The organism is Alsobacter soli (genome assembly GCF_003004785.1).
In the GTDB taxonomy this organism is placed as follows: Bacteria; Pseudomonadota; Alphaproteobacteria; order Rhizobiales; family Beijerinckiaceae; genus Alsobacter; species Alsobacter soli.
The window spans coordinates 102,370-126,099 of record NZ_PVZS01000009.1 but is presented as its reverse complement, the minus strand read 5'-3'; the positions used below and the strand labels follow the sequence as shown (position 1 = coordinate 126,099).

At 67.2% G+C, this 23,730-nt stretch carries 27 protein-coding genes; 13 read left to right on the top strand and 14 right to left on the bottom strand.

Annotated elements, in window-relative coordinates; translation table 11 throughout:
• Positions 1-65: 65 nt before the first annotated feature.
• Entirely contained in the window at positions 66-218 is a 153-nt protein-coding gene (locus SLNSH_RS24870) for a hypothetical protein (protein ID WP_158266737.1), read from the bottom strand.
• A gap of 160 nt (positions 219-378) precedes the next feature.
• On the opposite strand from SLNSH_RS24870, the gene SLNSH_RS10175 reads away from it, so the two are divergent.
• The gene (locus tag SLNSH_RS10175; protein ID WP_106336670.1) at positions 379-915 is read left to right on the top strand and encodes a hypothetical protein; all 537 of its coding nucleotides are present in this window, start codon (positions 379-381) and stop codon (positions 913-915) included.
• Between the two features lie 119 nt (positions 916-1,034).
• Here the strand turns inward: SLNSH_RS10175 and ku are convergent, their stop codons facing one another.
• Positions 1,035-2,054, bottom strand: coding sequence for a non-homologous end joining protein Ku (gene ku / locus SLNSH_RS10170; protein ID WP_106336668.1), 1,020 nt, complete (start codon positions 2,052-2,054; stop codon positions 1,035-1,037).
• A gap of 412 nt (positions 2,055-2,466) precedes the next feature.
• On the opposite strand from ku, the gene SLNSH_RS10165 reads away from it, so the two are divergent.
• The gene (locus SLNSH_RS10165; RefSeq protein WP_196240234.1) at positions 2,467-3,222 is read left to right on the top strand and encodes an outer membrane protein; all 756 of its coding nucleotides are present in this window, start codon (positions 2,467-2,469) and stop codon (positions 3,220-3,222) included.
• A gap of 168 nt (positions 3,223-3,390) precedes the next feature.
• On the top strand, positions 3,391-4,410 hold the full coding sequence (locus SLNSH_RS10160; RefSeq protein ID WP_106336666.1) for a sensor histidine kinase: 1,020 nt from the start codon (positions 3,391-3,393) through the stop codon (positions 4,408-4,410).
• Positions 4,411-4,426: 16 nt separating this feature from the next.
• Here SLNSH_RS10160 and SLNSH_RS10155 read toward each other — a convergent pair whose 3' ends face one another.
• Positions 4,427-4,810 carry a response regulator gene (locus tag SLNSH_RS10155; RefSeq protein ID WP_106336665.1) on the bottom strand — a complete coding sequence of 128 codons (384 nt, stop codon included), beginning with the start codon at positions 4,808-4,810 and terminating at the stop codon, positions 4,427-4,429.
• Between the two features lie 328 nt (positions 4,811-5,138).
• Entirely contained in the window at positions 5,139-5,363 is a 225-nt protein-coding gene (locus SLNSH_RS10150) for a hypothetical protein (RefSeq protein WP_106336663.1), read from the bottom strand.
• Between the two features lie 177 nt (positions 5,364-5,540).
• On the opposite strand from SLNSH_RS10150, the gene SLNSH_RS10145 reads away from it, so the two are divergent.
• From SLNSH_RS10145 to SLNSH_RS10130, 4 genes are all read left to right on the top strand, one after another.
• Positions 5,541-7,865 carry a mechanosensitive ion channel family protein gene (locus SLNSH_RS10145; protein WP_146140239.1) on the top strand — a complete coding sequence of 775 codons (2,325 nt, stop codon included), beginning with the start codon at positions 5,541-5,543 and terminating at the stop codon, positions 7,863-7,865.
• Between the two features lie 354 nt (positions 7,866-8,219).
• Positions 8,220-8,519, top strand: a complete 300-nt coding sequence (locus SLNSH_RS10140) for a hypothetical protein (protein WP_106336659.1) — start codon at positions 8,220-8,222, stop codon at positions 8,517-8,519.
• Between the two features lie 279 nt (positions 8,520-8,798).
• Entirely contained in the window at positions 8,799-9,119 is a 321-nt protein-coding gene (locus tag SLNSH_RS10135) for an ElaB/YgaM/YqjD family protein (RefSeq protein ID WP_158266736.1), read from the top strand.
• Positions 9,119-9,616: a hypothetical protein gene (locus tag SLNSH_RS10130; protein WP_106336655.1), complete on the top strand. Its 498-nt coding sequence runs from the start codon at positions 9,119-9,121 to the stop codon at positions 9,614-9,616. Before SLNSH_RS10135 ends, SLNSH_RS10130 begins: the two co-directional genes overlap by 1 nt.
• Before the next feature lie 81 nt (positions 9,617-9,697).
• Here the strand turns inward: SLNSH_RS10130 and SLNSH_RS10125 are convergent, their stop codons facing one another.
• Positions 9,698-10,501, bottom strand: a complete 804-nt coding sequence (locus SLNSH_RS10125; protein WP_106336653.1) for a response regulator — start codon at positions 10,499-10,501, stop codon at positions 9,698-9,700.
• A 227-nt stretch (positions 10,502-10,728) separates the two neighbouring features.
• Here SLNSH_RS10125 and SLNSH_RS10120 point away from each other — a divergent pair, with 227 nt between their 5' ends.
• Positions 10,729-10,971 (top strand): NepR family anti-sigma factor, encoded by a 243-nt coding sequence (locus SLNSH_RS10120; RefSeq protein WP_158266735.1) that lies wholly within the window; start codon positions 10,729-10,731, stop codon positions 10,969-10,971.
• On the top strand, positions 10,971-11,540 hold the full coding sequence (locus SLNSH_RS10115) for a sigma-70 family RNA polymerase sigma factor (protein ID WP_245422218.1): 570 nt from the start codon (positions 10,971-10,973) through the stop codon (positions 11,538-11,540). Before SLNSH_RS10120 ends, SLNSH_RS10115 begins: the two co-directional genes overlap by 1 nt.
• 88 nt (positions 11,541-11,628) lie before the next feature.
• On the opposite strand, the gene SLNSH_RS10110 is transcribed toward SLNSH_RS10115, so the two are convergent.
• Together SLNSH_RS10110 and SLNSH_RS10105 are read right to left on the bottom strand one after the other, a co-directional pair.
• Complete coding sequence (locus tag SLNSH_RS10110; RefSeq protein WP_106336651.1) at positions 11,629-11,901, bottom strand: hypothetical protein; 273 nt, start codon at positions 11,899-11,901, stop codon at positions 11,629-11,631.
• Between the two features lie 275 nt (positions 11,902-12,176).
• Positions 12,177-13,208 carry a cysteine synthase A gene (locus SLNSH_RS10105; protein WP_106336650.1) on the bottom strand — a complete coding sequence of 344 codons (1,032 nt, stop codon included), beginning with the start codon at positions 13,206-13,208 and terminating at the stop codon, positions 12,177-12,179.
• A gap of 175 nt (positions 13,209-13,383) precedes the next feature.
• On the opposite strand from SLNSH_RS10105, the gene SLNSH_RS10100 reads away from it, so the two are divergent.
• The gene (locus SLNSH_RS10100) at positions 13,384-13,884 is read left to right on the top strand and encodes a GNAT family N-acetyltransferase (protein WP_106336823.1); all 501 of its coding nucleotides are present in this window, start codon (positions 13,384-13,386) and stop codon (positions 13,882-13,884) included.
• 66 nt (positions 13,885-13,950) lie between these two features.
• Here the strand turns inward: SLNSH_RS10100 and SLNSH_RS10095 are convergent, their stop codons facing one another.
• The 5 genes from SLNSH_RS10095 to bglX form a co-directional block, all read right to left on the bottom strand.
• Complete coding sequence (locus SLNSH_RS10095) at positions 13,951-14,700, bottom strand: MetQ/NlpA family ABC transporter substrate-binding protein (protein WP_425352990.1); 750 nt, start codon at positions 14,698-14,700, stop codon at positions 13,951-13,953.
• Positions 14,701-14,794: 94 nt separating this feature from the next.
• The gene (locus SLNSH_RS10090) at positions 14,795-15,460 is read right to left on the bottom strand and encodes a methionine ABC transporter permease (protein ID WP_106336648.1); all 666 of its coding nucleotides are present in this window, start codon (positions 15,458-15,460) and stop codon (positions 14,795-14,797) included.
• The gene (locus SLNSH_RS10085; protein ID WP_106336646.1) at positions 15,450-16,547 is read right to left on the bottom strand and encodes a methionine ABC transporter ATP-binding protein; all 1,098 of its coding nucleotides are present in this window, start codon (positions 16,545-16,547) and stop codon (positions 15,450-15,452) included. The genes SLNSH_RS10090 and SLNSH_RS10085 overlap by 11 nt, the downstream gene beginning before the upstream one ends.
• 2 nt (positions 16,548-16,549) lie before the next feature.
• On the bottom strand, positions 16,550-16,771 hold the full coding sequence (locus SLNSH_RS10080) for a hypothetical protein (RefSeq protein WP_106336645.1): 222 nt from the start codon (positions 16,769-16,771) through the stop codon (positions 16,550-16,552).
• 351 nt (positions 16,772-17,122) lie between these two features.
• Positions 17,123-19,408, bottom strand: a complete 2,286-nt coding sequence (gene bglX, locus SLNSH_RS10075) for a beta-glucosidase BglX (protein WP_158266734.1) — start codon at positions 19,406-19,408, stop codon at positions 17,123-17,125.
• 231 nt (positions 19,409-19,639) lie between these two features.
• Between bglX and SLNSH_RS10070 the strand changes: the two genes are divergently transcribed.
• Positions 19,640-19,903, top strand: a complete 264-nt coding sequence (locus SLNSH_RS10070) for a hypothetical protein (RefSeq protein WP_106336641.1) — start codon at positions 19,640-19,642, stop codon at positions 19,901-19,903.
• A gap of 113 nt (positions 19,904-20,016) precedes the next feature.
• Here the strand turns inward: SLNSH_RS10070 and SLNSH_RS10065 are convergent, their stop codons facing one another.
• Positions 20,017-20,196 (bottom strand): CsbD family protein, encoded by a 180-nt coding sequence (locus SLNSH_RS10065; RefSeq protein WP_106336640.1) that lies wholly within the window; start codon positions 20,194-20,196, stop codon positions 20,017-20,019.
• Between the two features lie 254 nt (positions 20,197-20,450).
• Between SLNSH_RS10065 and SLNSH_RS10060 the strand changes: the two genes are divergently transcribed.
• Positions 20,451-21,140 carry a helix-turn-helix domain-containing protein gene (locus SLNSH_RS10060; protein WP_106336638.1) on the top strand — a complete coding sequence of 230 codons (690 nt, stop codon included), beginning with the start codon at positions 20,451-20,453 and terminating at the stop codon, positions 21,138-21,140.
• Between the two features lie 141 nt (positions 21,141-21,281).
• Entirely contained in the window at positions 21,282-22,370 is a 1,089-nt protein-coding gene (locus SLNSH_RS10055; protein WP_106336636.1) for an AraC family transcriptional regulator, read from the top strand.
• Between the two features lie 9 nt (positions 22,371-22,379).
• Here SLNSH_RS10055 and SLNSH_RS10050 read toward each other — a convergent pair whose 3' ends face one another.
• On the bottom strand, positions 22,380-23,699 hold the full coding sequence (locus tag SLNSH_RS10050; protein WP_106336634.1) for a flavin monoamine oxidase family protein: 1,320 nt from the start codon (positions 23,697-23,699) through the stop codon (positions 22,380-22,382).
• Positions 23,700-23,730 lie beyond the last annotated feature (31 nt).

Here is a 23,730-nt window from a genome sequence, read left to right as displayed (position 1 = left end):
CACTCTGAACGCAGGTCAACGCGCGACTCCGAGGTTTGTTCCCTTTGGGGGTGCGGGCTCCCGGCTCAGCGGCCCACAGTGAAGTACAGGATGATGCCCGCCACGATCGCCAACGCGATCCCGATGGTCAGCACATAGCGCACATTGTGTCCTGTCACGCCCTGCTTGGCTCTGACCTCGTTTCGCACCGTCGGGGGATCCACCGGCTCTTGAGCCATCCGCAATGCTCCTTCGCGACTTGTCGTGGAGCAAACGTGCCCCGCCGGAAGACGGTTCCGTCCCGGGGCGGTCAGCCGCTCCTCAACTCAGGAACGAAAGCTCGTGCGGGACGTTTGTCTCGCAACCAAACACCACCCCCTTCCGACCAGCGAGGTATCGATGACGATCCACGCCCTTCCTTCGAGCGTCAGGATCCTGTTGCCCGCGGACGCCCTTTTTGTCATCGACGTGCTCCGCCGTTTCGAGCGCTTCCGCAACGGCTACGACCAGAGGCACCTGGATGCGGCCGCGGCGTCCATCCGCGACCGGCTTGGAGACGGCGCCGTGGACGGGCTCATGTCGGATGCGCTGCTGCTCGATAACGAGCTGCGGCTTCGCACGTCCGGCGATTTCGAATTCATGGCGGAGGGCGTTCCCACCGCGACCGACGGCGAGATCACGCTCCTGCGCATGATCGCCGCCCTTCAGGACGGCTCCTTCAAGCTGGCCGGTCAGGACGCGGCCGATCTCGAGATCGTGCAGTCCCGGGCATTGCTCATGCTGGCGAACAAGTTCGCGTCTCGCCTCGCGTCTCACGGTTTGCGCCTATCCCGCAACATGCTGGGGCCGAACTGGTCGGCGCGCCCGATCGCGCCGCAGCGCCCTGCGGGCGGCAAGGCCCCGGAACTGCGGGTTGTAGCCACCATGGCGGGGTGACGACCTCGCAAGAACTCGAAAAGGGCCGGAGCCTCGCTCCGGCCCTTTTCGATTCAAGGAATTTGGCGCCCATGCCGGAGGCGCTTTTGCCCCTCCGCAAGCCCCCTGCCCCGCTGACGTCAGGCCGACTTCTTGGACCTGCCGCCCTTGGCAGGGCCGCCTGCGCCTCCACGGGCGGTCGCAGGAGCGCTCTTGTCGACCTTCCCTGCCTTTTTCACGGGCTTGCTCGCCGCGAGCGGTTTGGCCGTTCCGCGGGCGCCGGCCTGTTCGGGCGCGCCGCTCTCCTTGGCTGGCGCCTTCGGAGAGGAAGGCGCCTTGCCGCCAGGCGCCTTTCTGGCGCGGCCTTCCGGGGCGAGGGCCTGCTCCGATTCAAGGCTGCGCCGAAGAGCATCCATCAGGTTGACGACGTTGCTGGGCCGGGGAGCCGCCGTCGCGGCCGGCGCGGCGCGGCCGGACTGCTTGGCCTTCACCAGATTGATGAGCGCGTCCTCGTACCGGTCCTGGAAGGCGGCGGGATCGAAGGACTTCTTCATGCGCCCGATGATGTGGGACGCCAGGTCCAGCATGTCGGGCGGGATTGTCACATCGGGGATATCGTCGAAATAGGCGCCCGGCTGTCGAACCTCGTAGGGGTAGCGCAGCGTCGCGGCGAAAAGGCCTTTTCCGCGCGGCTCGAGCATCAGGATGCGTTCGCGCCGGTAGAGCACCACCCGGGCGATTCCGACCACATCCTCCTGCCGCATCGCTTCGCGGATGACCGCGAAGGCCTCCTGGGCCACGCGATCATCGGGCGCTAGATAATAAGGCGCGTCGACGTAGAGCTCGTCGATTTCCGAGCGGGGCACGAAGGACTCAATGTCGATCGTGTGGGTGCTCTCCAGGGCGATGGCGTCGATCTCCTCGTCCTCGACGATGACGTAGTCGCCTTTGGCGACCTCATAGCCCCGGACCTGGTTCTCGGATTCGACCACGTCGCCCGTATCGGGATCGAACATCTGGCGTCGCAGGCGGTTGCCGGTTTCCCGGTTTACCGTGTGGAACGCGATACGAGACGCAGCGGTGGAGGCCGGATAAAGCGCCACCGCGCAGGAGACGAGGGACAGCTTGAGATAGCCTTTCCAGTTCGCACGCGGCGCCATCACGCAACCCTCCGCCGGCGAATCCCTCGCCAGTTCCACGAACGTGAGTCGCTTCCGACTCGTTCCGCCGATCCGCCCGTGCGCTGGAACCGCCCTCGGAAGAAGGACAAAATATCATTTATCAATGTTCATGGCGTCGGCAGAGAGTCGCCGCCCAGCATTCGCCACATTCAAGCCAAGTTCCGGACACGCGGCACGGTCAACGATTTGTTAATTCTAAGCTGCCGAGACCCCGAAATCCAAGCATTTCGGGTTGTTTGCTGGGCTGATCCGTGTCCTGAATGCCACAGACCTGCCGTACTAGGGTTGTGAAGCCTGTTCTGGCGGCAACCTGAATTGAACATGGCCGTTGTGGCGGGTATTGTCTCTCAGGCTCAAGCCTCGAGACCCCTCCTCGAAAAGGATGCGAATAATGATCCGTAACTTCCTCCTCGCCGCCACGGCCCTGACCGTGATGACGGGCGCGGCCGCTGCGGCCGACCTGCCGACCTCGAAGGGCGCCCCGATGGCCCCGGTCGTCTACGCCCCGGTCTTCACCTGGACCGGCTTTTACGTCGGCCTGAACGCCGGCTACGGCTGGAACAACGGCAACCGTGACCTGACCTTCACGAACGTCACCCCGGCCAGCGTCGACTACGGCGCGACCTACGGGTTCAACGGCGGCGGCAGCGACGGCGGCTTCGTCGGCGGCGGTCAGATTGGCTACAACTGGCAGTTCGGCGCGTTCGTCGCCGGCGTCGAGGCCGACCTCCAGTACGCCGACCTCGGCAACAGCAACCACAACGGCTACTTCCCGTACTATGCCTACTACGGCAACAACAACAACGGGAACTACTTCGGCACCGTTCGCGCTCGCCTCGGCTACGCGATCGATCGCGCCCTCATCTACGTGACGGGTGGTCTGGCCTACGGCGACGTCGGCGGCCACGACTTCTGGGGTAACAGCAGCACCAAGGCTGGCTGGACCATCGGTGGTGGTCTCGAGTACGCCTTCACCCCGAACTGGACGGCCAAGATCGAAGGTCTGTACGTCAACATCGACCGCGGCAACCGCTCCGGGTACGTGACTGGCGTCGACTCGGCTGGCCTTGCGGCTGACTATGTGGTCTCCTCCGGCAAGAACAACGACTTCGGCGTCGTCCGCGTGGGCGTGAACTACAAGTTCTAAGTTTCTCGGTCACACGAGGAATAAGAACCCGGCGGGCCCTGCCCGCCGGGTTTTTCCGTGTTTGGCGCTGAATTCCCGTCTCTTCCGCTGAAACCTCGCGAGGGTGGGTTCGTTATCGACTCCTGAGTGTTCGGTCGGGGGGCCCGGCCGGCGTAGCGGACGGACGAGATGGACAGCGGACACCGGTTTCAGGAATTGGCGGATCACGCGCCTGTGCTGATCTGGCGCGTAGGGCCGGACATGGCCTGCAACTACGTCAACGTGCCACGGCTCGAATTCACCGGCAGACCTCTGGGGGAGGAACTCGGCGAGGGCTGGTACGACGTCATTCATCCCGAGGACGTGGACCGGTGCCGCCGCCACTTCCGGTCGGCCTTCGACTTGCGTCGCGAATTCAAGATGGACTATCGGCTGCGCCGGCACGACGGCGTCTACCGGTGGGTGCTGGACACGGGCCGGGCGTTCTTCGACGCCCAGGGCCGCTTCGCCGGCTACCTCGGTTCATGCGTCGACATCACGGACCGCAAGGAGGCCGAGGTGCGGGCCGCCCAGGCCCTGGCCGAAGCGCGCCGGGCGCTCCGGCAACGCGACGTGCTGCTCGCCGAAGTCCACCATCGGGTCAAGAACAACCTCCAGGTGATCCTGAGCCTGATCGCCCTGAAGGCCCGTGACGTCCAGGACGACGACTGCCGGGAAGCTCTCGAGTCAGTGGGGCGGCGCGTCCAGGCTATCGGAGTGATCCAGCAGGAACTGCACGAGGATGACGACGTCTCGAGCATCGGCCTGCTGGACTACATCAACCGCCTGCTTCCGCCCCTGATGATGATCCACCATGGCGACCGCGCCGCCTTGACGGTCAACGGCGAGAACGCGCCCATCGATCTCGCCACGGCGACGCTGATGGGCATGATCCTGGCTGAACTGACCGCCAATGCGTTCAATCACGCTTTCGCGGCGGGCGCCGGCGCCATCTCGGTCGAGATCGGCCGCAACCAGTTGGGCCGGCTCCAGATCACCATGCAGGACAGTGGGCCCGGGTTCGGGGACGAAGCGCGCCCCCATGGGATCGGACTGAAGCTCGTCCGCAACCTGGCCCGGCAAGGCCGCATCGAGATCGAATGCGAGCGGGGCGCCGGCGCCAGGTGGACGCTGGTTTTGCCGAGCGAACGCTCGTGGGCGTCGGCCTGACAGGGCGGCCGCGAACTCAGGCCTGTCGGGCGACGGCCATGAGCCGGTCGATGGTGGACGCCAGTTCGGCAAGCTGGAACGGCTTGCCCAGGTGGGCCGTCGGCGGCGTAGCCTGGATCGGCTGCGGACCCTGGCCCGTATGTCCCGTCGCGAAGATGACGGGCAGGCTAGGTGCGCCCGCGCGAAGGGTGTCTGCCAGCTTGTCTCCGGCGATGTCAGGAAGACCGAGGTCCGTGATGACGAGATCTATGTCAGCATGCTCGCCGAACAGCGAGAGGGCCTGCTCCCCATTCAGCGCTTCGAGAGGCTGATGGCCGAGTTCCTCAAGCATGTCGACCATCGTGAGCGCAATCAGGGGCTCGTCTTCGACAAGCAGAACCTTGAGGGACGTATCGCCCAATGCAGAAACCCTTCGCCCGAAACAGCACAGGGCAATTCAGCGACACCGCAGCCCTCGGCGCAATCTAGCCCAACATGACCCTGCGTTACAGCCCTGATATTCGCCGAGGCCACCGCTCGACGATAACGAATCTACTTGCGCCGGGAGTCTTGGTTTCCCTTGGGCTCAGCGCCGTCCGGGATCGGTGAATTGTCTGGTCTCGCGCGCGAGCCCACCTCCGTTTCGCTCCCGGGTTGGCCCGGACGACGCGCGGGTTCTCCTTTGCTCTCTTGGGGCTCCGGAGAGCGCGGCGTCTGCGAGGTGTCGGACATGTCTTCGCTCCTGCGCTTCAGGACAGGCCGCTCGCGCGGCCGTTGGAGGCGCTCTCGAGAACGGTTCGGAGCACGTAGACCTGCCTCAGGCTCTCGACCAATTCCTCCTTGGACAGGGCGCTTGCGCCGCTCACACCCAATTCGAGGGCGAAGGACCGCAGGTCTTCGGTGATGGCGTCCGGGGAGGATGTGAGGGGCACGGCCGTGGCGTTGGCGAGGTCGTCTTCTTGAACGTGACGCATGGAACTCAAGGTTGCTGCTGTTGTGCGGCGCAGGTCGCGCCGATTGGGCAGGCAACTCCGCCCATGGGGCGCGGGTTCCGATTGTCGCCTCCTCACAGTGGAAGGCCCGTCCCGGTGCGTCAGGAACCGTGCTGACGGGGCCGCGTTGAACAGATCCCTTTCGGGTGGAGCCTTGTCTTGAGCATTGGAGCGCACCGGCGGCCTCGGATCCGGCGCGGGGCGGCTGGCCTCGTGGCGCTCATGCTCGGCCTCGTCGTGGGCGCAGCCGCCCTGGCGGCCTCGAGTTCATCCTCCCCGGCGCCCACCCTGCCGCTCGCGCTGGGCGGAAAAAGCCACTCCTCCTCTGACCAGGCGAAGCCGCCGGAGGACCCGGCCAAGGTGCCGGACTTCGTGAGCAGGCTGGACGATCGCCAGGCACGCGCGCTGCTGCTGGAGACCTTGGAGCGACGCCCAACCCCGGAAGAGGCGCGCGACAGGGATGCGGTCACTGACCTGTTCGGCGCGATGCTGTCCTCCGCCCGGGCCTACGCGGAGCGTATTGCGAAAACGGCGTCCGGCGTGCCTCCCCTGACCCTGGTGCGCGACCGCATGCTCGACCACCTGGACGCGACCCCAGGCTCGCTTGCGGCTCTTTTTGGATGGATCCTTCTCTCGCTCACCGCAGCGGGGGCCGTCGAGGCGCTCGCGCGGCTCGCCGTACGGGCCGTCACGCGCAGGCAGCGAACTCGCCTGGGCTTGCCGCCGCCGCCCGATACCTTGCGCGACGGCGGACTGCTGGGCCAGCGCCTGATCGGCTTGGCATGCTTCACAGCGGTCGCCGTGGGATTGGTGCTCGCCTCCCCGCGCGCGCTCCCGCAGGCGCAGCAGGACTTCGCCCTCTCCTTCGTCGCCGGGGCGCTGCTGGTTCGATTGGCGGATACCCTCGCCTACCTCAGCATCGCCTTTCTGACGCCAGCCTCGGCGGCCGCGGAGCGGCGCATGGTCCGGCGCGCGCTGCGAACCGCCGTGGTGGCATCGCATGGGACCGTGGTGTTCGGCGCGCTTGTTCTCACAGAGCTGCGCGCGGCGGACGTCCCCTTCGAGGGCCGCATGGTGATTGGCCTGGCGTTGTGGACAGCCCTCGGCATGGAGCTCTTCGCCGGCCTCAAATGGCTGCGCGTCATGATCGAGCCGCCGGAGGAAGGCGGAGGCTTCGCGCACGAGACCCTGCTGTTCCGCTGGCTGCGCGTGCATTGGCATGGGGTCACCATGCTGGCGGTGGGGTTGGTCTGGCTCCTGACCTTCCTGGGCGCGCTGGAGGCCGGCCCGATGGCGTTCGAGGCCGGTGTGCTCAGCCTGCTGCTGGTGGCCTACACGCCCGCCGCCGTCCGCCTGTTGACCCTCACGCTGCGGAGGTCCTTCGCGCGGCGACGCGGCCACGATGACAAGGTGGACCCGCCCTGGGTTACCAGCGTCGTGCGCTGCGCCCGCATCCTGGCGACTGTCGCGGCGCTCTACGTCATGGGGCGCGTCTGGGGCCTGGACGTCTTCGCCTACGCCAGCAACCGCCTCGGCGAGAGCGTGGCCCGCATGGTGCTGGACGTCGCGATCATCCTGCTCCTCGCCTATGTCGTCTGGGAGATCATCCGCGCCATCGTGCGCAGCGAAGCCGGCGGCGACCCGGTCGATCCCGACGACGCCGAAGTGGCCTTCGAAGAAGGCAGCATGAAGCCCCAGACGCGCATGCAGACCTTCATGCCGCTCGTGGAGAAGTTCCTGCTGGTGGTCGTCCTCATCGTCGCCGGCATGATGATCCTGAAGACGCTGGGGGTAGACACCGGCCCCCTGCTCGCCGGCGCCGGCATCGTCGGAATCGCCATCGGCTTCGGCGCGCAGACGCTCGTGAAGGACATCGTCAGCGGCATCTTCTTCCTGCTTGATGACGCCTTCCGCCTCGGCGAGTACGTCGAAATCGACCAGACCCGCGGCACCGTCGAGGGAATCTCCATCCGCAGCCTGCGCATCCGGCATCACCGCGGCGCCGTGCACACGGTTCCGTTTGGCACCATTCACCGCCTCACCAACTACAGCCGAGACTGGATCATCCTGAAGCTCGAGTTCCTGCTGGCCTTCGACACCGACTTGCAGAAGGTGAAGAAGATCGTGAAGCAGATCGGCAAGGAGTTGATGGAGGACGAAGAATATGGCCAGCACTTCCTGGAGCCGGTGAAGTCGCAGGGCGTGCGCCGCATGGAGCAAATCGGCATGGTCGTGGGCGTAAAGTTCATGGCCAAGCCCGGCGAACAGTTCATCCTGCGGCGCGAGGTCTACCAGCGCGTGCGCGACGCCTTCGAAAAGAATGGCATCGCCTTCGCCCGTCCGCAGGTCGTGGTGCAGGTGCCCAACGCCAAGCTCTCGGCGGAGGAGTCGGAAGCCATCGCGGCCGCCGCCGCAGAGGCCGTCGACCTCCCCGTTCAGCCGCAGAATCCCGAGCAAGCCTCGAAGAAGGCCAAGGCGGGCTAAGTTGCGTCGGAACAGCCCGGCCCGTCGCCACGTTTGCCCCGGAAGGAGATCCCGATGCCGCACGCCGCCACGCCTGATCCAGGCCCTACCCCGGAACCAAAACCTCAACCCCTGCCCAACCCCTCGCCGCAACCGGACATTCCGGATCCGAACCCTCCCGGTCCGGACATCCCTGAGCCTGGCCCGGGTCCCGGCCCCGGCGTGCCGGATCCCAATCCGGCGCCCGTCATGCCTCCGATGAGCGATCCCATCCCGCCGCCCGTGCAGGCCTGACCCGGCGAAGACCGACGGAACTTCGCCGCCCCGGGCACGTTTTGGGGCCGTCTCCGAGAACAGAAAGGGAGGGGCGCGTCCATGAGTTCGGACGGAGCCATCGACCTCGCGTCCGACGCGGGAGCGACGACGCTTGAACTGGCCCCCCAACCAAAGTGGATGGCCGGGCCGGCCGCATCGCTCCTGACCAAGACGGAACGGCCGAGCCAGGGCCAGGATCTCGCCCGCATGCTCGAAGACATGCTCGACCTGGCCGGCTGCCTGCTCGAGCTGGAGCGGATCAGCGGGCCCGACCGGTGGCGTCAGGAGACACGCGGCTATGAGGCCCTCGCCCGAGCCCGACGGTCCCTTCACCGCTGCGTGCTGGCCCGAGGGCTCTGAGGTCAGATACTCGCCGGAACCAACTGACGAAACGCGCGTTCTCGGTTCATCAGCGTCGCGCGCCGGAGGAACGCCCCCTCTTGCCGACGCGCTGGCGCCCCCTCCGGCCCGCAACGAACCCCGTTGCGGGTCTTCTTTTTGGGTTTTGGAACCCTCCAACGCAGGCGTACGTTCCGAAGGCACGTCTCAGCGTCCCGGTGGCGGGCGGCATGCCGCTGCGCGCCGGGGCTCGGTCCCGTGAAGGAGCTACGATCCATGTTTGGAAACCAGGATACGCGCATGTCCGACGTTCGCGACGATCTCGCGGCCGTTCGAAACGATCTGGCGCGTCTCGCCGACACGGTCTCGAACATGGTGTCCGGCCAGTCGCGCGCGGCTCGGAACAACGCACAAGGCATGATGGACCAGGCCCGCGGCCAGTTCTACGCGCGCGCGAACGACGTCAGCAAGATGGGCAACATGTTCGCCAGCGAGGCCCGGGACCGGCTGCATAACGCCAATGTCGAGATCGAGTCCCGGATCGAGCGCAACCCTATCACGGCCGTTCTGATCGCCGCCGGCGTGGGCCTCGTGCTTGGCCTCATGAGCCGTTCACGCTGATGAACCGGCTCTTCGAGACTCTCAAGGACACCGCCATGCGCCCGGTGCGCACGGCCGTGTCCCACCTCGTCGAGGACGTGATCGAGATCGCCCTGATCGCGATATTCGCCCTTCTGGCTGCAGCCTTCGGCATCGCCGCGCTCTATATCTGGCTCAGCGAGCGCTACGGCGAGCTCCATGCCGCCGGCTACATGGCCGGCATTTTTTTGGTCCTGGCCATTCTGGTCGTGATCTTCCGCGTGATCGCCAGCCGGTCCAGGGCCAAGAAGGCCGAGAAGGAGCGCAGGGAGATGGCCGCCAAGGCCAGCGACGCCGCCCGCTCGGCCCTGGACGTGGCGGCCCTTCTCAAGTCCACCGGGCTGGGCGGCGAGCGCGAGAACATCGCGGCCCGCGTGGCGCATTCTGTCACCAGCCAGGTGAGCCCCTGGACGCTCATCGGGCTTTCGGTGCTGGCAGGCTTCATCGGAGGCCGGGTACTGGACAAGAACGACGACTGAGCGGGACGGCCTCGCCGGTCACGCAAAAAAGGGGCCGCGGCGCAAGCCGCGGCCCTTTTGGTTGGGATGCAGGAGCCGCGGTCAGCCGACCGCCGACTTCTCCTTGCGGTGGGACTTCTGGTCGAAGAACAGGGCCTGGCTGATCACCGCCTTCACGGTCTCGACCCGGAAGGGCTTGGTGACCAGGAACGCGGGCTCCGGCCGCTCTCCGGTGAGGAAGCGCTCCGGATAGGCAGTGATGAAGATCACCGGCACTTCGAACGACTCGAGAATGTCGTTCACGGCATCCAGGCCGGACGAGCCGTCCGCCAGCTGGATGTCGGCGAGCACGAGGCCGGGCTGCTGCCGCTTCACGGCCTCGACGGCCTCGCTCCGGGTGCGCGCGACCTCGATCACCCGGTGACCAAGCCCTTCGACCAGGGACTCGAGGTCCATGGCGATGATGGGCTCGTCCTCGATGATGAGCACGTCCGTGGCCATTTGCTGGGCGATCTCGCGGCCCGCCTCGTCGATGAGCCCGGCCACGTCCTCGGGGCTGCGCCCCATGGCTCCCGCGATCTGCTCGTGGGTGAATCCTTCGACCGAGCTGAGCAGGAAGGCGACGCGCGCCGGCGGCGTCAGGGCCGCCAAGTTGCGCGTGATGCTTCCGGAAGCCGACGGGGTGTCCGTCACCTGGTTGATGGCGATGGAACCCCAGACCTTCAGGAACGCTTTGTAAAGAGCGACGCGGGGCTCCATCTCGCGCTCGAAGGAGTTGGGGTCCGCGATCAAAGCTTCCAGGGTGGCTACCGCATAGGCGTCGCCGCCTTGCTGAGTGCCGGTGAGAGCGCGGGCGAACCGACGCAGGTAAGGAAGGTGCGGTGCGATCGCCTGGGCTATGGACATGGGCGCCCCTTGTCTGCTGGAGAGATTTAGGCCCGGAGGCAGGGAGGTCGGTTGGCCCGGGCCAGCCGAACCTTGACTTCAAATGAACGATGGACCCTCTGAAAAGTTCCGGCCGGGGATCGGAACCGTGTGCGGCAAGCGACGTTAAGTTTTCCAAGCCCCACGGATGAGGTCGCCGATTGATCCCCCCGGTTGATCGCGCCGCAATTGGCGACCTGGAGGCCTGAATGGACGAGAAGAACCCCAAGCGAACGGACCGGACAGGCGGCAGCATGGATCAGCAGACAGGACAGGCGGCACGCACGGGCGCGCCGGCGGAAGCTTTTGACGCCGACGTGCACGCCCAGATCGGACGCCAGCTCCGCTCGATCTATGACTCTGTCGTGAGCCAGCCGGTGCCGGATCGCTTTCTCGAGCTTCTCAACCAGTTGGATACAAAAACAGGGGGAGAGCAGAAGGAAGACGAGTGATGGACGAAGCAGGCCGCCGGATGAAGGACGACCTGCTCGGCGCTGTCCCAGCGTTGCGCGCCTTCGCCATGTCTCTCTGCGGAAACCCCGATCGTGCGGACGACCTCGTCCAGGAAACGCTTCTGAAGGCTTGGGGCAACCGGAATTCGTTCACGCCAGGGACGAACGTCTCCGCGTGGCTTTTCACGATCCTTCGTAACGTCTTCTATTCCGAGCACAGGAAGCGCCGCAGGGAGGTCGAGGATGCGGATGGGCAGATGGCCGCCCGCCTCGCGACCCATCCGGCCCAGGATGGGCATATGGATCTCGCCGACTTCAATGCGGCCCTGCAGAAGCTTCTGCCGGACCAGCGTGAGGCGCTCATCCTGATCGGGGGCTCCGGCCTGTCCTACGAGGAGGCCGCCCAGATTTGCGGCTGCGCCGTGGGCACCATCAAGAGCCGCGTCAATCGCGCGCGCAATCGCTTGGCCGAATTGCTGTCGGTGAACACCGTCGGCGACTTCGGGCCTGATTCCCGGTGGCGCCCGGCCCTGAGCCAGTACACCCGCGCCGGCACCGAGGACCGCTGAGCTAAATCGCTCGTCGGGGACGTCTTCCGAAATGGAATGGAAAAAAGGCCGGGCGCGAACCCGGCCTCTTTCTTGAGAGCAGAGCGCTTCAGTAGCAGCGCACGCGGACGCGGTATCCATAGCGGTCGCGCGCATAGCAGTGATGCCGGGGCGCCGTAGCGTGACCGATAATGGCCCCGCCGACGCCGCCGATCGCCGCCCCGGCGAGCGCGCCGCCGGCCGTGCCAGCGGCCGCTCCACCCACGATGGCGCCTGCCCCGGCCCCGATCAGGCCGCCGCTGATCGCACGATCGCGGGGCGTGTATCCGCACGCAGCCAGGGGCGCGGCGATGACCAGCAGGGCCAGCGCTTTCATTTTCATAGCGATGCTCCAAGTTCACAGGCGACGACCGCCTGACCCAACGGGGCCCGGACGGCAGGCGGAACGATGGCGCCCCGCCCGCGCCGAACGCGAGTTCCACAACCTTTGTTCCACGCGCGTGGAATATCCGGGACAGTCGCGGCTTTGATGCCACACGTCCAGATCGACCAAGGTGGAAAGGAGTGCACGCGGAAGTAGAACCTCCGTGGCGGCTGGAGGTCCTTGAAGAGCGCTTAATGGAGAACCCAGGAGCAGCGGTTAGCTGAAGCCTTCGCCTAGACGAAGGGCGCCTTCACCCGCGATTGCCGGGTCATCCAGCCTGGAACGGGCAGGCCCTTGGTCTTGAGGAAGGCCGGGTTGAACAGCTTGGACTGGTATCGCGTGCCGTAGTCGCAAAGAATGGTCACGATCGTCTTCCCCGGCCCGAGCCGCTCCGCCAGCCGGATCGCGCCGGCCACGTTCACGCCCGAGGAGCCGCCCAGGCAAAGACCTTCCTTTTCGAGCAGCTCGAAAATGACAGGCAGCGCCTCCTCGTCCGGGATCTGGAAGGCCGTGTCGATCGGCGCGCCCTCGAGGTTGGCGGTGATGCGACCCTGCCCGATGCCCTCGGTAATGGAGGACCCCGCGGACTTCAGTTCACCCGTCGTGTAATAGCTGTACAGCGCCGCCCCCATGGGGTCGGCCAACCCGATGGTGATGGCCGGGTTGCGCGCCTTGAGGGCCATTGCGGTTCCGGCAAGGGTGCCGCCCGTCCCGACCGCGCAGATGAAGCCGTCCACTTGACCGCCCGTCTGCTCCCAGATCTCCGGCCCGGTGGTCTCGATGTGGGCCTCGCGGTTGGCGACGTTGTCGAACTGGTTGGCCCAGATCGCCCCTTCGGGATTCTTGGCGTTCAGCTCTTCCGCGAGCCGGCCGGACACCTTCACGTAGTTGTTGGGATTGGCGTATGGCACGGCGGGAACCTCGACGAGATCCGCCCCGGCGAGCCGCAGCATGTCTTTCTTCTCCTGCGACTGCGTCTCCGGGATCACGATCACCGTCTTGAAGCCGAGCGCGTTGGCGACCAGCGCCAGACCGATGCCGGTGTTGCCGGCCGTGCCTTCCACGATCGTGCCGCCGGGCCGCAACGCCCCGCGGCGGACGGCGTCCTGGATGATGAACAGCGCCGCGCGGTCCTTCACGGACTGGCCGGGATTCATGAACTCCGCCTTGCCCAGGATGCGGCACCCCGTCCGTTCGGACGCTCCCTTCAGCAGGATCAGGGGCGTATTGCCGATGGCGTCGACGATGCCGGAGCGGATGGTCATAGGGAGATCCTGATCGCCGGCAGGAGGTCGGAGGGAAGCCGGCTCGCCGCGGACTATAGGGTCGGCCGGCCGCGGATCAACGCCGCACGCGGCTGGCGCGCCCTCGCCTGCCATGATCCCGACGCATCGCTCGTCGCGGCTTGCGCCGACCGCTGACGGCGGCGAAGATCCAGAGATGCACGCGCCAGTTCCGATCCAGATCGCCCAGGCCGCGGCGCCGGACGATGTCGCCGACGTCGCGGACCTGTTCCGCGCCTATGCCGCCTCGTTGGACGTCGACCTCTGCTTCCAGGATTTCGGCGCCGAGCTTGCCGGGCTGCCCGGCAAGTACGCGCCCCCGCGCGGGGCGTTGCTGCTGGCCAGATCCTCCGGAGGCGAGCCCCTGGGCTGCGTGGCTGTCCGGCCGCTGCCGGAGGACGGCTGCTGCGAGATGAAGAGGCTCTACGTCTCCTCGGCTGCGCGCGGACTGGGCCTGGGCGAGCGCCTGGTCGGGGCGGCGCTGGCGGCGGCCGAGCGGATCGGGTACCGGGAGGTGCGCTTGGACACCCTTCCGTCCATGACGCAGGCCGCCGCGCTGTATCGCAAGCTTGGGTTCGAACCCATGCCGTCCTACTACGAGACCCCGGTGGCCGGGACCCTCTTCATGCGCCGCAGCCTGGGCGGCGACGTGCCCTAGAACGGCGAACGCCCCGACCGCAGGCGCGGTGGAGCGTCACGTTCGTTGCGCAGGGCGCGCAGGCAGTCACCAACTGGTCAGCACGGCGCCCTTGAACTTCTGCTCCACGAAAGCTTTCACCTCCGGGCTGCGGTAGGCGTCCACCAGCTCCTTCACCCAGGGCTTGTCCTTGTCGGCCACGCGCACGGCGATGACGTTGACGTAAGGTCCCTTGGGCTGCTCGAGGAGGATGGCGTCCTTCTGCGGGCTGAGCCCGGCAGGCTCGGCGTAGTTGGTGTTGATCGCGGCCGCGTCCACGTCGTCCAGCGTGCGCGGCGCCTGGGCGGCGTCGATTTCGATGAACTTCAGCTTGCGCGGGTTCTCGACGATGTCGAGCACGGTCGGCTTGAAGCCCACGCCCTCCTTCAGCTTGATCACGCCCTTGTCCTGCAGCAGCAGCAAGGTTCGGCCACCGTTGGTCGGGTCGTTCTGGATGGCGACCGTCCCGCCGTTCGGGACCTCGTCGAAGCTCTTGTGCTTCTTCGAGTAGATGCCCATCGGGAAGTTTACCGTCTGCGCGACGCTAACGAGCTTGTAGCCGCGGTCCTTCACCTGATTGTCCAGGTAGGGCTGGTGCTGGAACGAGTTGGCGTCGAGCTCGCCGGCGTCCAGCGCCTGGTTGGGCACCACATAGTCCGAGAATTCCTGGATGCGCAGGTCGATGCCCTTCTTGGCCAGCACGGGCTTGAGAGACTCGAGGATCTGCGCATGCGGGCCGGGCGTGGCGCCAATGCGGATCACCTGGTCGGCGGCCTGGGCCGCGCCTGCGGCGAGCAAGGAGGCGGCGAACGCCGCGCCGATCAGCGCGCGACGGGACAGGGAGACAGTCACGGGAGGACTCCAGTTACGAGGGGTTCGAGGGTACAGGGGATCAGGAATGGCGCAGGCGCTTGTTGAGGCGGCGCGCCAGCACGTCGCCGAAGCTCTGCACCGCCTGCACGAGCACGATGAGCACAACCACAACTGCGGCCATCACTTCCGGCATAAAGCGCTGGTAGCCGTAGCGGATGCCGAGGTCGCCGAGGCCGCCGCCGCCCACCGCGCCGACCATGGCCGAGTAGCCGATGAGGCTCACCACGGCGAGCGTCAGGCCGAGCACCACGCCGGGCAGCGCCTCCGGGATCAGCACCTTGCGGACGATCTGCAGCGGCGTAGCCCCCATCGCGCGCGCGGCCTCGACCAGACCCTGGTCCACTTCGCGGATCGCGCCCTCCACGATGCGGGCGATGAACGGCGTCGCCGCCACCGTCAGGGGCACGATGGCCGCCGCCGTGCCGATCGAGCTACCCGCCACCAGCCGGGTGAACGGGATGATGGCGACCACCAGGATGATGAAGGGCGTCGAGCGCGTGGCGTTCACCACAAGCCCGAGCACTGCGTTGATCGCCGGCGCGGCGAAGAGCTCGCCCTTGCGGCTGGTGGCCAGGAACACGCCGAGCGGCAGGCCGACCAGCGTCCCGATGGCGGCCGCGACGGCCACCATGCCAAGCGTGTCGAGCGTCGAAGCCCAAATGAGCCGGATGAGTTCAGGCGACATGACCGAGCACCTCCGCGCCGAGTCCGAGTTTTCCGAGGGCGGCGACCGCCGCCGAGAGGCCGGGCTCGTCGCCCGGCAGGCTCACGACGAGGCTGCCGAACGGCCGACCCGCGATCCGCTCGATGCGGCCGGCCAGGATGTTGAAGTCGATGCCGAGCGTCGTGCTCAGGCGGCTGATCACCGGCGTGGTCGCATTCTCGCCCGTGAAGGTGATGCGCAACACCGCCTGGCCGCCCGGGACGGGGGCGGGTTGCAGCGCGCCTGCGACATCCGGCGGCAGCTCGATCCCGGTGACCGAGGCCAGGAAGCTCGCCGTGGTGGGGTGCCGGGGCCGGGTCAGCACGTCGAACACGCCGCCCTCCTCCACGATGCGCCCGCCTTCCAGCACGGCGACCCGGTCGCAGATCTCCTTGATCACCTGCATCTCGTGCGTGATCAGCAGAATGGTGATCCCGAGCTCCGCGTTGACCCGCTTCAGCAGTTGCAGGATCGACGACGTTGTCTCCGGGTCGAGCGCCGAAGTAGCCTCGTCGCAGAGCAGCACCTTCGGCTCAGTCGCCAGCGCCCGCGCAATGCCGACCCGCTGCTTCTGGCCGCCCGAGAGCTCGGCCGGATACCGGTCCCGCTTGTCGCTCAAGCCTACCAGTTCCAGCAGCGGCTCCACCGCCTGCCGGATCGCCCCCTTGCCGACGCCCGCGACCTCGAGCGGCAGCGCGACATTGTCGAACACCGTGCGGGAGGACAGCAGGTTGAAGTGCTGGAAGATCATCCCGATGGACCGGCGCACGCCGCGCAGCCCGGCCTCGTCCAGGCCTGCGACGTCGACCCCATCCACCACGACCGAGCCGCTCGAGGGGCGCTCCAGCCCGTTCACCAGCCGGATCAGCGTCGACTTTCCGGCGCCGGACCGTCCGATCACCCCCACGATGGCGCCCTTGGGGACCGCGAGGTCGATGCCGTCCAGGGCCCGCACCTCGGCCTGTCCCCTCCGGGCTGCGAAGCGCTTCGAGACGCCCTCGAACCGGATCAAGGCCTCCCCGGCGGCAGGCTCCGCCTGCGCGGGGGCGAATTTCACATGAGCGTTCATGGTCAACCTCGAATGCCTGGCCCGCGCCGGGCGTCTTGCCGCCCGGGACGAGCCGGAAGGGCCTGGACGGCCCTGTCAGCGGCCGCGACGCTGCGGAAAGAGCGCCCTTCCAGCGCCCGCGCGGACGGATCGGCGGCATAGAAGCGATAGGCGGCCTCGCCAGGCTGGCGAGCCACGATCCCGACGGCGGCGCCGCCGAGTTCGATCAGAAATGCATCGGACATGACGAAGTTCGCGCCCCGCGGGGCGCCCTCCAGACCAGGACGAAAAGCGGAAATCTCAGGCTGCGCGTCGACAACACCGGCCGGGCATGGACCGGCAGGATGCGAAGGCGTTTCCGAAGGTCGTCATGGTCATGGTGGTCTCCTCGTCGGGAGCCCACGACAGCGTCGTGGCGCTTTAGCGTTTGGTGACGCGGCGCAAGCTGCTGCTCAAAATCCCGCGGCCGCACCGCCGAATACGATGCAACGCCGGCACCCTACTCGCTTCTGCGATGAGGTCAACCGAAAGAACGGACGATTGTTCGTTTTACCGGAATGTCGCCCATGCAGGCGACGCAGGGCTGGACCCTCGGCTCATGGCGTCGGACGGACGGTGTCGACCCGCACGCCGGGATCGTGCGCCACGCTTGGACCCCGCGGCCGGTAATCGAGAACCGCCATGCGGGTCTGGCCGGAGTCGGGCCCCACATGCACCTCGATCGGCCCGCCCTCCGGGGGCGCGAAACGCCCGCCGGGCTGCCAATAGGCGAGGTCCTGCTCGGTGAGCGAAAACACGATCTGGGCGCTTTGCCCGGGCTCGAGCTCCACGCGCCCCATGCCGCGGAGTTCGCGGACCGGCCGCGACAGACGCGCGACCCGGTGACGGATGTAGAGCTGAGCCTGCGCCGTGCCGCGCCGATCGCCGACATTGGACACGTCCACCGATACCCTGACGGTCTCCCCTGCCCCCATCCGGAGCCGGTCCAGCCGCGGCTCGCCCATTTCGAAACGTGTGTAGGAGAGGCCGTACCCGAAGGGATAGAGGGGGGTTGATGGCAGGTCGATATAGGCGCTCGTGTAGGGCTTGTAGGTCGGCGCCGCAGGCCGGCCTGTCGGCAGGTGATCGTGGTAGATCGGGATCTGCCCCACCGAGCGGGGGAAGCTGATCGGCAGCCGACCAGTCGGCTCGTTGAGCCCGAACAGGGTGCGGGCCACCGCGAGCCCGCCCTCGCTGCCCGGGAACCATGCCTCCAGAATCGCCGGCGCCTCGCGGTCGAGATCCTCAACCGTGAGCGGACGCCCGTTGAAGAGCACCACTGCAGTGGGCTTTCCAACCGCGAGCACGGCGCGAGCCAGCGCCATCTGGTCCCCGGGCAGGTCGAGCGAGGCGCGGCTCGCGGCCTCGCCGCTCTGCGTCGCATGCTCGCCCAGCGCCAGGATCACGATGTCCGACTGCGCGGCCAGCTTGGCCGCCCCCGCGATGTCGGCAGGCTTTGACCCATCCACGGCGCCGGCGGCGAGCGTCGACACCTGCGCGCTCCCGCCCAGCACGGCCTCGATCCCCTCTTTCAGCGTGATCGTGGAATCGGGATCGCCGTGCGCGGCCCAGGGGCCGAGCGTATCCGCGCCGGCGTCCCCCAATGGCCCGATCACCGCCACGCGCCTGGCGTCTCTCCGGAAGGGAAGCGTCTGCCGGTCGTTCTTGAGCAGGACGAGGCTCTTCTCGGCCAGCGACAGCGCGGCGGTCCGGTGCTCGGCCGAGCCGATCAGCGTCGCCTCCCGCCTCGGGTCCGAGCGCGCATAAGGGTCGTCGAAGAGGCCGAGGTCTTCCTTGAGTTGCAGGATCCGGCGCACGGCCTCGTCCAGTTCGCCCCCGGGCACCGCGCCCTCGCGCACGAGCAGGGGCAGGGACGCCACGTAGGTGCGGCTCTCCATGTCCATATCCGTGCCTGCCTGAAACGCGATGCGCGCGGCGTCGAACCCGTCCTCCGCCACGCCATGCACCGGCAGTTCGCTGATTGCGCCGAAGTCGCTCACCACGATGCCGTCGAAACCCCATTCACGCCGCAGGATGTCCCGCAGCAGCCGGTCGTTGGCGACACCCGGGACTCCGTCCACCGCGTTGAAGGCGGCCATCACGCACCGTGCGCGGCTCGCCACCGCCGCCTGGAAAGGCGGCAGTTGCTGCTCGCGCAGGGCGCGCTCGGACAGGTCGAGCCCGCTGTAGTCGCGCCCGGCCTCCGTCGCCCCGTTGCCCGCGAAGTGCTTGACGCAGGCGGCGACCGAATCCGTGTTCGCGAGGTTGGAGCCCTCGAGGCCCCGGACCCGCGCGGTCGCGATCTGGGCGCCGAGCCAGGCGGATTCGCCGCCGCCTTCCGCCACGCGCCCCCAGCGCGGGTCGCGCGCCACGTCCACCATGGGGGCGAAGATCCAGTTCACGCCCGCCGCCGCGGCCTCCGTGGCCGATACCCGCTCGCCCTGCTCGATGGCCTTCATGTCCCAGCTGGCGGCTTGGCCGAGCGGGATGGGCAGGATGGTTCGATAGCCATGCAGGACATCGAAGCCCAGCAGCAGGGGGATCCCCAGCCGCGTCTCCTTCACCGCCATTTCCTGAAGGCTGTGGGTATACTCGGCTCCGTAGACGTTGAAGAGGCCTCCCGCCTGCCCTTTCAGGATCGCGTCGCGCACATCCTGCGGCGCGAAAGGCCCCGTCACGGCGTGGTTCCCCGACACCAGATTGAGTTGCCCAACCTTTTCCTCGAGCGTCATCTTCGCCAGCAGGCTCTCGACGCGTTCGGAGGCGGCTCCGGGAGCGACCAAAGCCAGCGTCGCGGCGGCCGCGGCGATCAGGACGCGCGGACGGGATGCGAAAGAAGCCATGCGATCTCGCCTGTTCGGAAGCCCGTATGCGTGAGGCCACACCATAGGCGTCGCCGAATGGGGTCGCAAATGATGCCTCCGCAACGTCGTTCACGATGCAGGCATCGTGCCGAAGATCAACAACGGGGCAGTCCATCTCGTGAGATCGCCGTGGGAGACGTTCAGCGGCGACCGGAACACTCGAACCGCCTTGGCGTTAGCAAGTCGAAGGAAACGAATGGAGGCCTGAGCATGAAACCGATCGCTGTCGCCGTCCTCGCCCTGGGGGTCGTGGGCTCAACCGCAGCCATGGCCCAGAGCGTGACCATCGATACGGGCGGAAGATATGGTCGCGATCACGACTGGGACAGCGGCCGCCGCTATGAGCATCGGTGGGACCGTGGCGACCGGTATCGCCGCTTCGAGACCGGATCTGTCGACTGCCGCACTGTCACCATCCGCAAGCGGAACTTCGACGGAGACCTCGTTGTGCGACGGATTCGTCGCTGCGACTGACTAGAGCGGCGTCAAAAGGAAAAAGCCGGCGCGAGTCGGCTTTTTTCGTCGTCTTATGGAGCTGAAAAAGGGCCGGATCGTTCCGGCCCTTCACGTGTGACCCGGTGAAGCCCTTAGCGGGTGGACTTGCGCGCGGCGTCCTTGATGTCTCCGGCGGCCGAGCGAGCGTCGCCCTTGGCCTTGTCCATCTTGCCTTCGGCCTGAAGCTTGGCGTCGCCGGTCAACTTTCCGGCCGCGTCCTTCATGGCGCCCTTGGCCTTGTCCATCGCGCCCTTCACGTGCTGCTTGTCCATCGGGTTCTCCCTTCATTGAGTACAGGGACAACGCGCCAGCGGCCCGATCGTTCTCGGACTCTCGATAATCGCTCTTCGCCGATACCCGTTTTTGGTATTTACACTCTGTAATACAACCTATGAGATAAATCGCGTCGCGGATTGTCATGCACCGGCCGATTCGTTCAGGCACGTTGGCGCTCATGATGACCGACTGACATCCGGCGCAGCCCTGGCTGGCGCCGGAGCAACGATAATGTGAGCGGAAGCACCCCATGTTGATGACGATCCAGCAAAGCTATTCCGTGGAAGGCCTGCGGTCCACGCCGCTTTTCAGGGATGCTTCCGCGGAGACTCTGGAGCAATTCGCCCGGGTCTGCCTCGTCCAGCGCGTCCCGTCCGGAACCGAGCTGATCGGCGCCGGGGAGCGCCCCGGGTTCGTTCATCTCGTCCTGGAGGGAGCCGTCGAGTTCTTCTCGATGGAGGCTGGGCGCGAGGCGATGCTCTGCACCGTCCGCGACGGATTGGCGGTCGGCCTGGACGCTCTTCTCTCGAGCGACGAACCGGTCCACGGGGCCCGCACGCTGACAACGGCGCGCCTGTTGGCAATTCCAGGCGCCAACCTGGTGCCCGCGATGTCCAAGGATGCAGGCCTGGCGTTCGCCGCGGCCTCAATCGCCTCTACGCTCTCGACCCGCCTCGCAAAGGAACTGGCCGAACAGAAGCTTCGCACATCCATTGAGCGGCTCGCGCACTGGCTCCTCAGGGTGCAGCGCCACTTCGGCGGCGCGGACCGGTTCGAGTTGCCTTATTCCAAGCGGACCCTGGCCCTGCGCCTGGGCATGACGCCGGAAAGCCTGTCCCGCAACTTCGCCCAGATCGAGAAAAGCGGCTGCCGCATTGATGGCCCCTTCGTGACTGTCACCGACCGCCCCACGCTCGAGAAGTTAGCCCGCATAGGCTGAATGCAAAGCCCTCACCCGAGGTGAGCGGTGAAGAGGCTTGGTCTGCCGAGACACAAAAAGTTGATTCAGGGCTCAACAAGAGTTGACGAGAGGGCCTTCAACGGGCGGTAGTGGTACCAACATTCGCACCGCCCCGGCCAAATGCCCAAGCGACGAACCGACAGCGAGTTAGACGAGCCCACCATCCGCACGCCCCCGCAGGGCATGCGGATAGGACCTCTGGTTCCCGCCCTCGACTTGATCCGCAGGGAGGGGCTGCTGGTGGAGCAGGTTTGCGCCCTGGCCGACATCGCCGTATCCCTCTTCGACGACCCCGACGCGATCATCTCATACGAGTCGGCCGGGCTTTTTCTGCAGAAAGCGGCAAGGCTGACCGGCCTGCCATGTTTCGGACTGCTCGTAGGGGCCGCGGGAACGCCGTCCTCCATGGGGCTGGTCGGCTTCTTGATCCAGCACGCGCCCACGCTGGGAGCCGCCGTGCACGACCTTGCTCTTTACCTGCATCACCAGGGCCGGCGTGGCGTTCCGATCCTGGACAGGGCCCGGGAGGTCATCGCGCTGGGCTACACGGTCATGGACGTCAGCGCCCCTGGCATGGGCCAGTTGATCGAGCTCGCGCTGGCCCTCTGGGACCGCACCCTGCGCAAGCTTCTCGGGGACGACTGGCGCGCGGGCGAGGTCCTTCTCTCCCGGTCGCGGCCCGATGACGTCGCGCCCTACCGGCGTGTTTTCGACGCTCCTCTCCGCTTCGACTCCGAGGTGAACGCCCTGCTGCTTCCGACGAGCCTGATGGACAGGAGGATCAAGGGCGCTGACCCGGCGCTTTATCGCTATCTCAAGCGTCAGATCGAGACTGCGGAAGCGATGAACTCAAGGCCCTTCGTTGAGGACGTGAGCCGTGCGATCCGCTTGAGCCTCCGCCAAGGGGCTCCGACGGCCGACGACGTCGCACGCGCGCTCGGTCTCAACAAGCGCACCCTGACCCGCCGCCTCGCGGCTGAGGACTCCACCTTTTCCGAGCTGTTGAGCGGCATTCGCTTCGACATGGCGAAGCGTCTCCTGCTCTCCAGCACCATGCCTCTGAGCGAGATCGCTCTCCTGCTGGGGTACTCGGAAGCGAGCGCTTTCACCCGCGCGTTCCGCGACTGGTCGGGCGAAAGCCCCCAGCAATGGCGATCGGTTCACCGGGCCCTGGATCTCCGCGATCTGCTGCTGGACAGCGCTCGATAGGGGCGAATCTCAGACCGAGGACGCCTGCTCCCCAACTCTCAGCCGCGCGCAGGCTTGCTGGGCGGCGATCTGGCCGGCGATCAGGGCCCCACCCACCGTCATCGCGCCGCCCACCGTGTCGGCCCCGCCCGAGGTGGCCTCACCTGCGAAGAACAGTCGGCCTCCAATCGGCTCGGCCAGCATCGCTCTCGCGCCAGCCGCGCCCGGAGGCGCATACGAGTAGGCGCCTCGGGAGCAAGGATCGCTCACCCAGTCCGCAAGCCGCCCCGCCGTCACATGGCGACGCGCCTCGCTCCCCACGATATCGGCGACCACGTCCAGAAGCGCCGCGGCGGCGCTCTCCTCTCCCAGGCGCACCAGGTCGCGTGCCTGCGTCCCCCCGATGGTCGCGATCACGATGTCACGGTTGAAGGGCCAGAACTCCAGGTTGAAGCCCGTCCCAAGCGGGTAGAGGTCGCTGGGCGACGGCCAGCCAAAGCGCTCGCCGTCGAAGGCGAGGACCACCTTGGTCAGCGCGCCCATTCGCAACGCGCCGATAGCTCCCGCAGTGGCCGGCGGAAGCGGCGGATCGAAGCGGATGCTTCCCGAGGCAAGCACGCCCAGTGGCGCCGTGATGATGGCCGCGCCGGCCCGGATGGAGCCGGCAGGCCCTTCCACCACGACGCCATGCGAGCCCCAATCCACCCGACGAACAGCTGCGTTCAGGGTGATCGGCAGCCCTGCGCCCGCCGCGGCCACCAGCGCGCCATAGCCGCCCGGAACCGTCTTGTCGGGCCCCTCCCAGAGCTGACGGAGGTCCGCGACGCCGATCCGCTCCGGATCCTCGCCGATCGCCTGCTCGCCATATCGCCGCGCCGCTTCCCCCACGGTGTCGGCCTCCCCGCGCACGAGGTCCGCCAGCGAGAGGTCGCGGCCTTCGGAGGTTCCGTAAAGCAGCTGCCAGAACCGCTCTGAAGCCCGCATGCGCTCCTGGCGGTCCTGCTCCGGCAGGCGCACGCCGCCGCGAAAGGGCACGCCCCTTCCCCACCCGCGGTGCGGCTCGAGCGCGATTCCGAGTTCGGCGGCCAGGCCAACCCAGGGATTGCGGTCGGCATAATGCACATAGGCGGCGCCCGCATCGAAGGGGACGCCTCCGCACTGGTCGGTGAAGGCGCGCCCGCCAAGGCGCCCGCGGGCTTCCAGGACGCGCACGGAGGCGCCCCGGGCCAAGGCTTCTCGCGCCGCCCCGATGCCGGCGGCGCCCGCGCCGATCACGACGACGTCGACGTCGCGCCGCGCGTCGGATCGCTGGATGAAGGGACTGGAGGGGAAGGCGGCGCGCTCTGTCATGCACGGCTATGTAGGCGACCGCCAAGGCGCG

Excerpts from the sequence above, each read along its gene's own strand:
- SLNSH_RS10130 (WP_106336655.1), top strand. The coding sequence starts at position 9,119 with ATGAACCGGCTCTTCGAGACTCTCAAGGACACCGCCATGCGCCCGGTG.
- SLNSH_RS10110 (WP_106336651.1), bottom strand. The coding sequence starts at position 11,901 with ATGAAAATGAAAGCGCTGGCCCTGCTGGTCATCGCCGCGCCCCTGGCT.
- bglX (WP_158266734.1), bottom strand. The coding sequence starts at position 19,408 with ATGGCTTCTTTCGCATCCCGTCCGCGCGTCCTGATCGCCGCGGCCGCC.
- SLNSH_RS10105 (WP_106336650.1), bottom strand. The coding sequence starts at position 13,208 with ATGACCATCCGCTCCGGCATCGTCGACGCCATCGGCAATACGCCCCTG.
- SLNSH_RS10165 (WP_196240234.1), top strand. The coding sequence starts at position 2,467 with ATGATCCGTAACTTCCTCCTCGCCGCCACGGCCCTGACCGTGATGACG.
- SLNSH_RS10135 (WP_158266736.1), top strand. The coding sequence starts at position 8,799 with ATGTCCGACGTTCGCGACGATCTCGCGGCCGTTCGAAACGATCTGGCG.
- SLNSH_RS10060 (WP_106336638.1), top strand. The coding sequence starts at position 20,451 with ATGTTGATGACGATCCAGCAAAGCTATTCCGTGGAAGGCCTGCGGTCC.
- SLNSH_RS10120 (WP_158266735.1), top strand. The coding sequence starts at position 10,729 with ATGGACGAGAAGAACCCCAAGCGAACGGACCGGACAGGCGGCAGCATG.
- SLNSH_RS10055 (WP_106336636.1), top strand. The coding sequence starts at position 21,282 with ATGCCCAAGCGACGAACCGACAGCGAGTTAGACGAGCCCACCATCCGC.
- SLNSH_RS10125 (WP_106336653.1), bottom strand. The coding sequence starts at position 10,501 with ATGTCCATAGCCCAGGCGATCGCACCGCACCTTCCTTACCTGCGTCGG.
- SLNSH_RS10100 (WP_106336823.1), top strand. The coding sequence starts at position 13,384 with ATGCACGCGCCAGTTCCGATCCAGATCGCCCAGGCCGCGGCGCCGGAC.
- ku (WP_106336668.1), bottom strand. The coding sequence starts at position 2,054 with ATGGCGCCGCGTGCGAACTGGAAAGGCTATCTCAAGCTGTCCCTCGTC.
- SLNSH_RS10085 (WP_106336646.1), bottom strand. The coding sequence starts at position 16,547 with ATGAACGCTCATGTGAAATTCGCCCCCGCGCAGGCGGAGCCTGCCGCC.
- SLNSH_RS10050 (WP_106336634.1), bottom strand. The coding sequence starts at position 23,699 with ATGACAGAGCGCGCCGCCTTCCCCTCCAGTCCCTTCATCCAGCGATCC.
- SLNSH_RS10090 (WP_106336648.1), bottom strand. The coding sequence starts at position 15,460 with ATGTCGCCTGAACTCATCCGGCTCATTTGGGCTTCGACGCTCGACACG.
- SLNSH_RS10175 (WP_106336670.1), top strand. The coding sequence starts at position 379 with ATGACGATCCACGCCCTTCCTTCGAGCGTCAGGATCCTGTTGCCCGCG.
- SLNSH_RS10065 (WP_106336640.1), bottom strand. The coding sequence starts at position 20,196 with ATGGACAAGCAGCACGTGAAGGGCGCGATGGACAAGGCCAAGGGCGCC.
- SLNSH_RS10115 (WP_245422218.1), top strand. The coding sequence starts at position 10,971 with ATGGACGAAGCAGGCCGCCGGATGAAGGACGACCTGCTCGGCGCTGTC.
- SLNSH_RS10160 (WP_106336666.1), top strand. The coding sequence starts at position 3,391 with ATGGACAGCGGACACCGGTTTCAGGAATTGGCGGATCACGCGCCTGTG.
- SLNSH_RS24870 (WP_158266737.1), bottom strand. The coding sequence starts at position 218 with ATGGCTCAAGAGCCGGTGGATCCCCCGACGGTGCGAAACGAGGTCAGA.
- SLNSH_RS10080 (WP_106336645.1), bottom strand. The coding sequence starts at position 16,771 with ATGTCCGATGCATTTCTGATCGAACTCGGCGGCGCCGCCGTCGGGATC.
- SLNSH_RS10150 (WP_106336663.1), bottom strand. The coding sequence starts at position 5,363 with ATGCGTCACGTTCAAGAAGACGACCTCGCCAACGCCACGGCCGTGCCC.
- SLNSH_RS10140 (WP_106336659.1), top strand. The coding sequence starts at position 8,220 with ATGAGTTCGGACGGAGCCATCGACCTCGCGTCCGACGCGGGAGCGACG.
- SLNSH_RS10070 (WP_106336641.1), top strand. The coding sequence starts at position 19,640 with ATGAAACCGATCGCTGTCGCCGTCCTCGCCCTGGGGGTCGTGGGCTCA.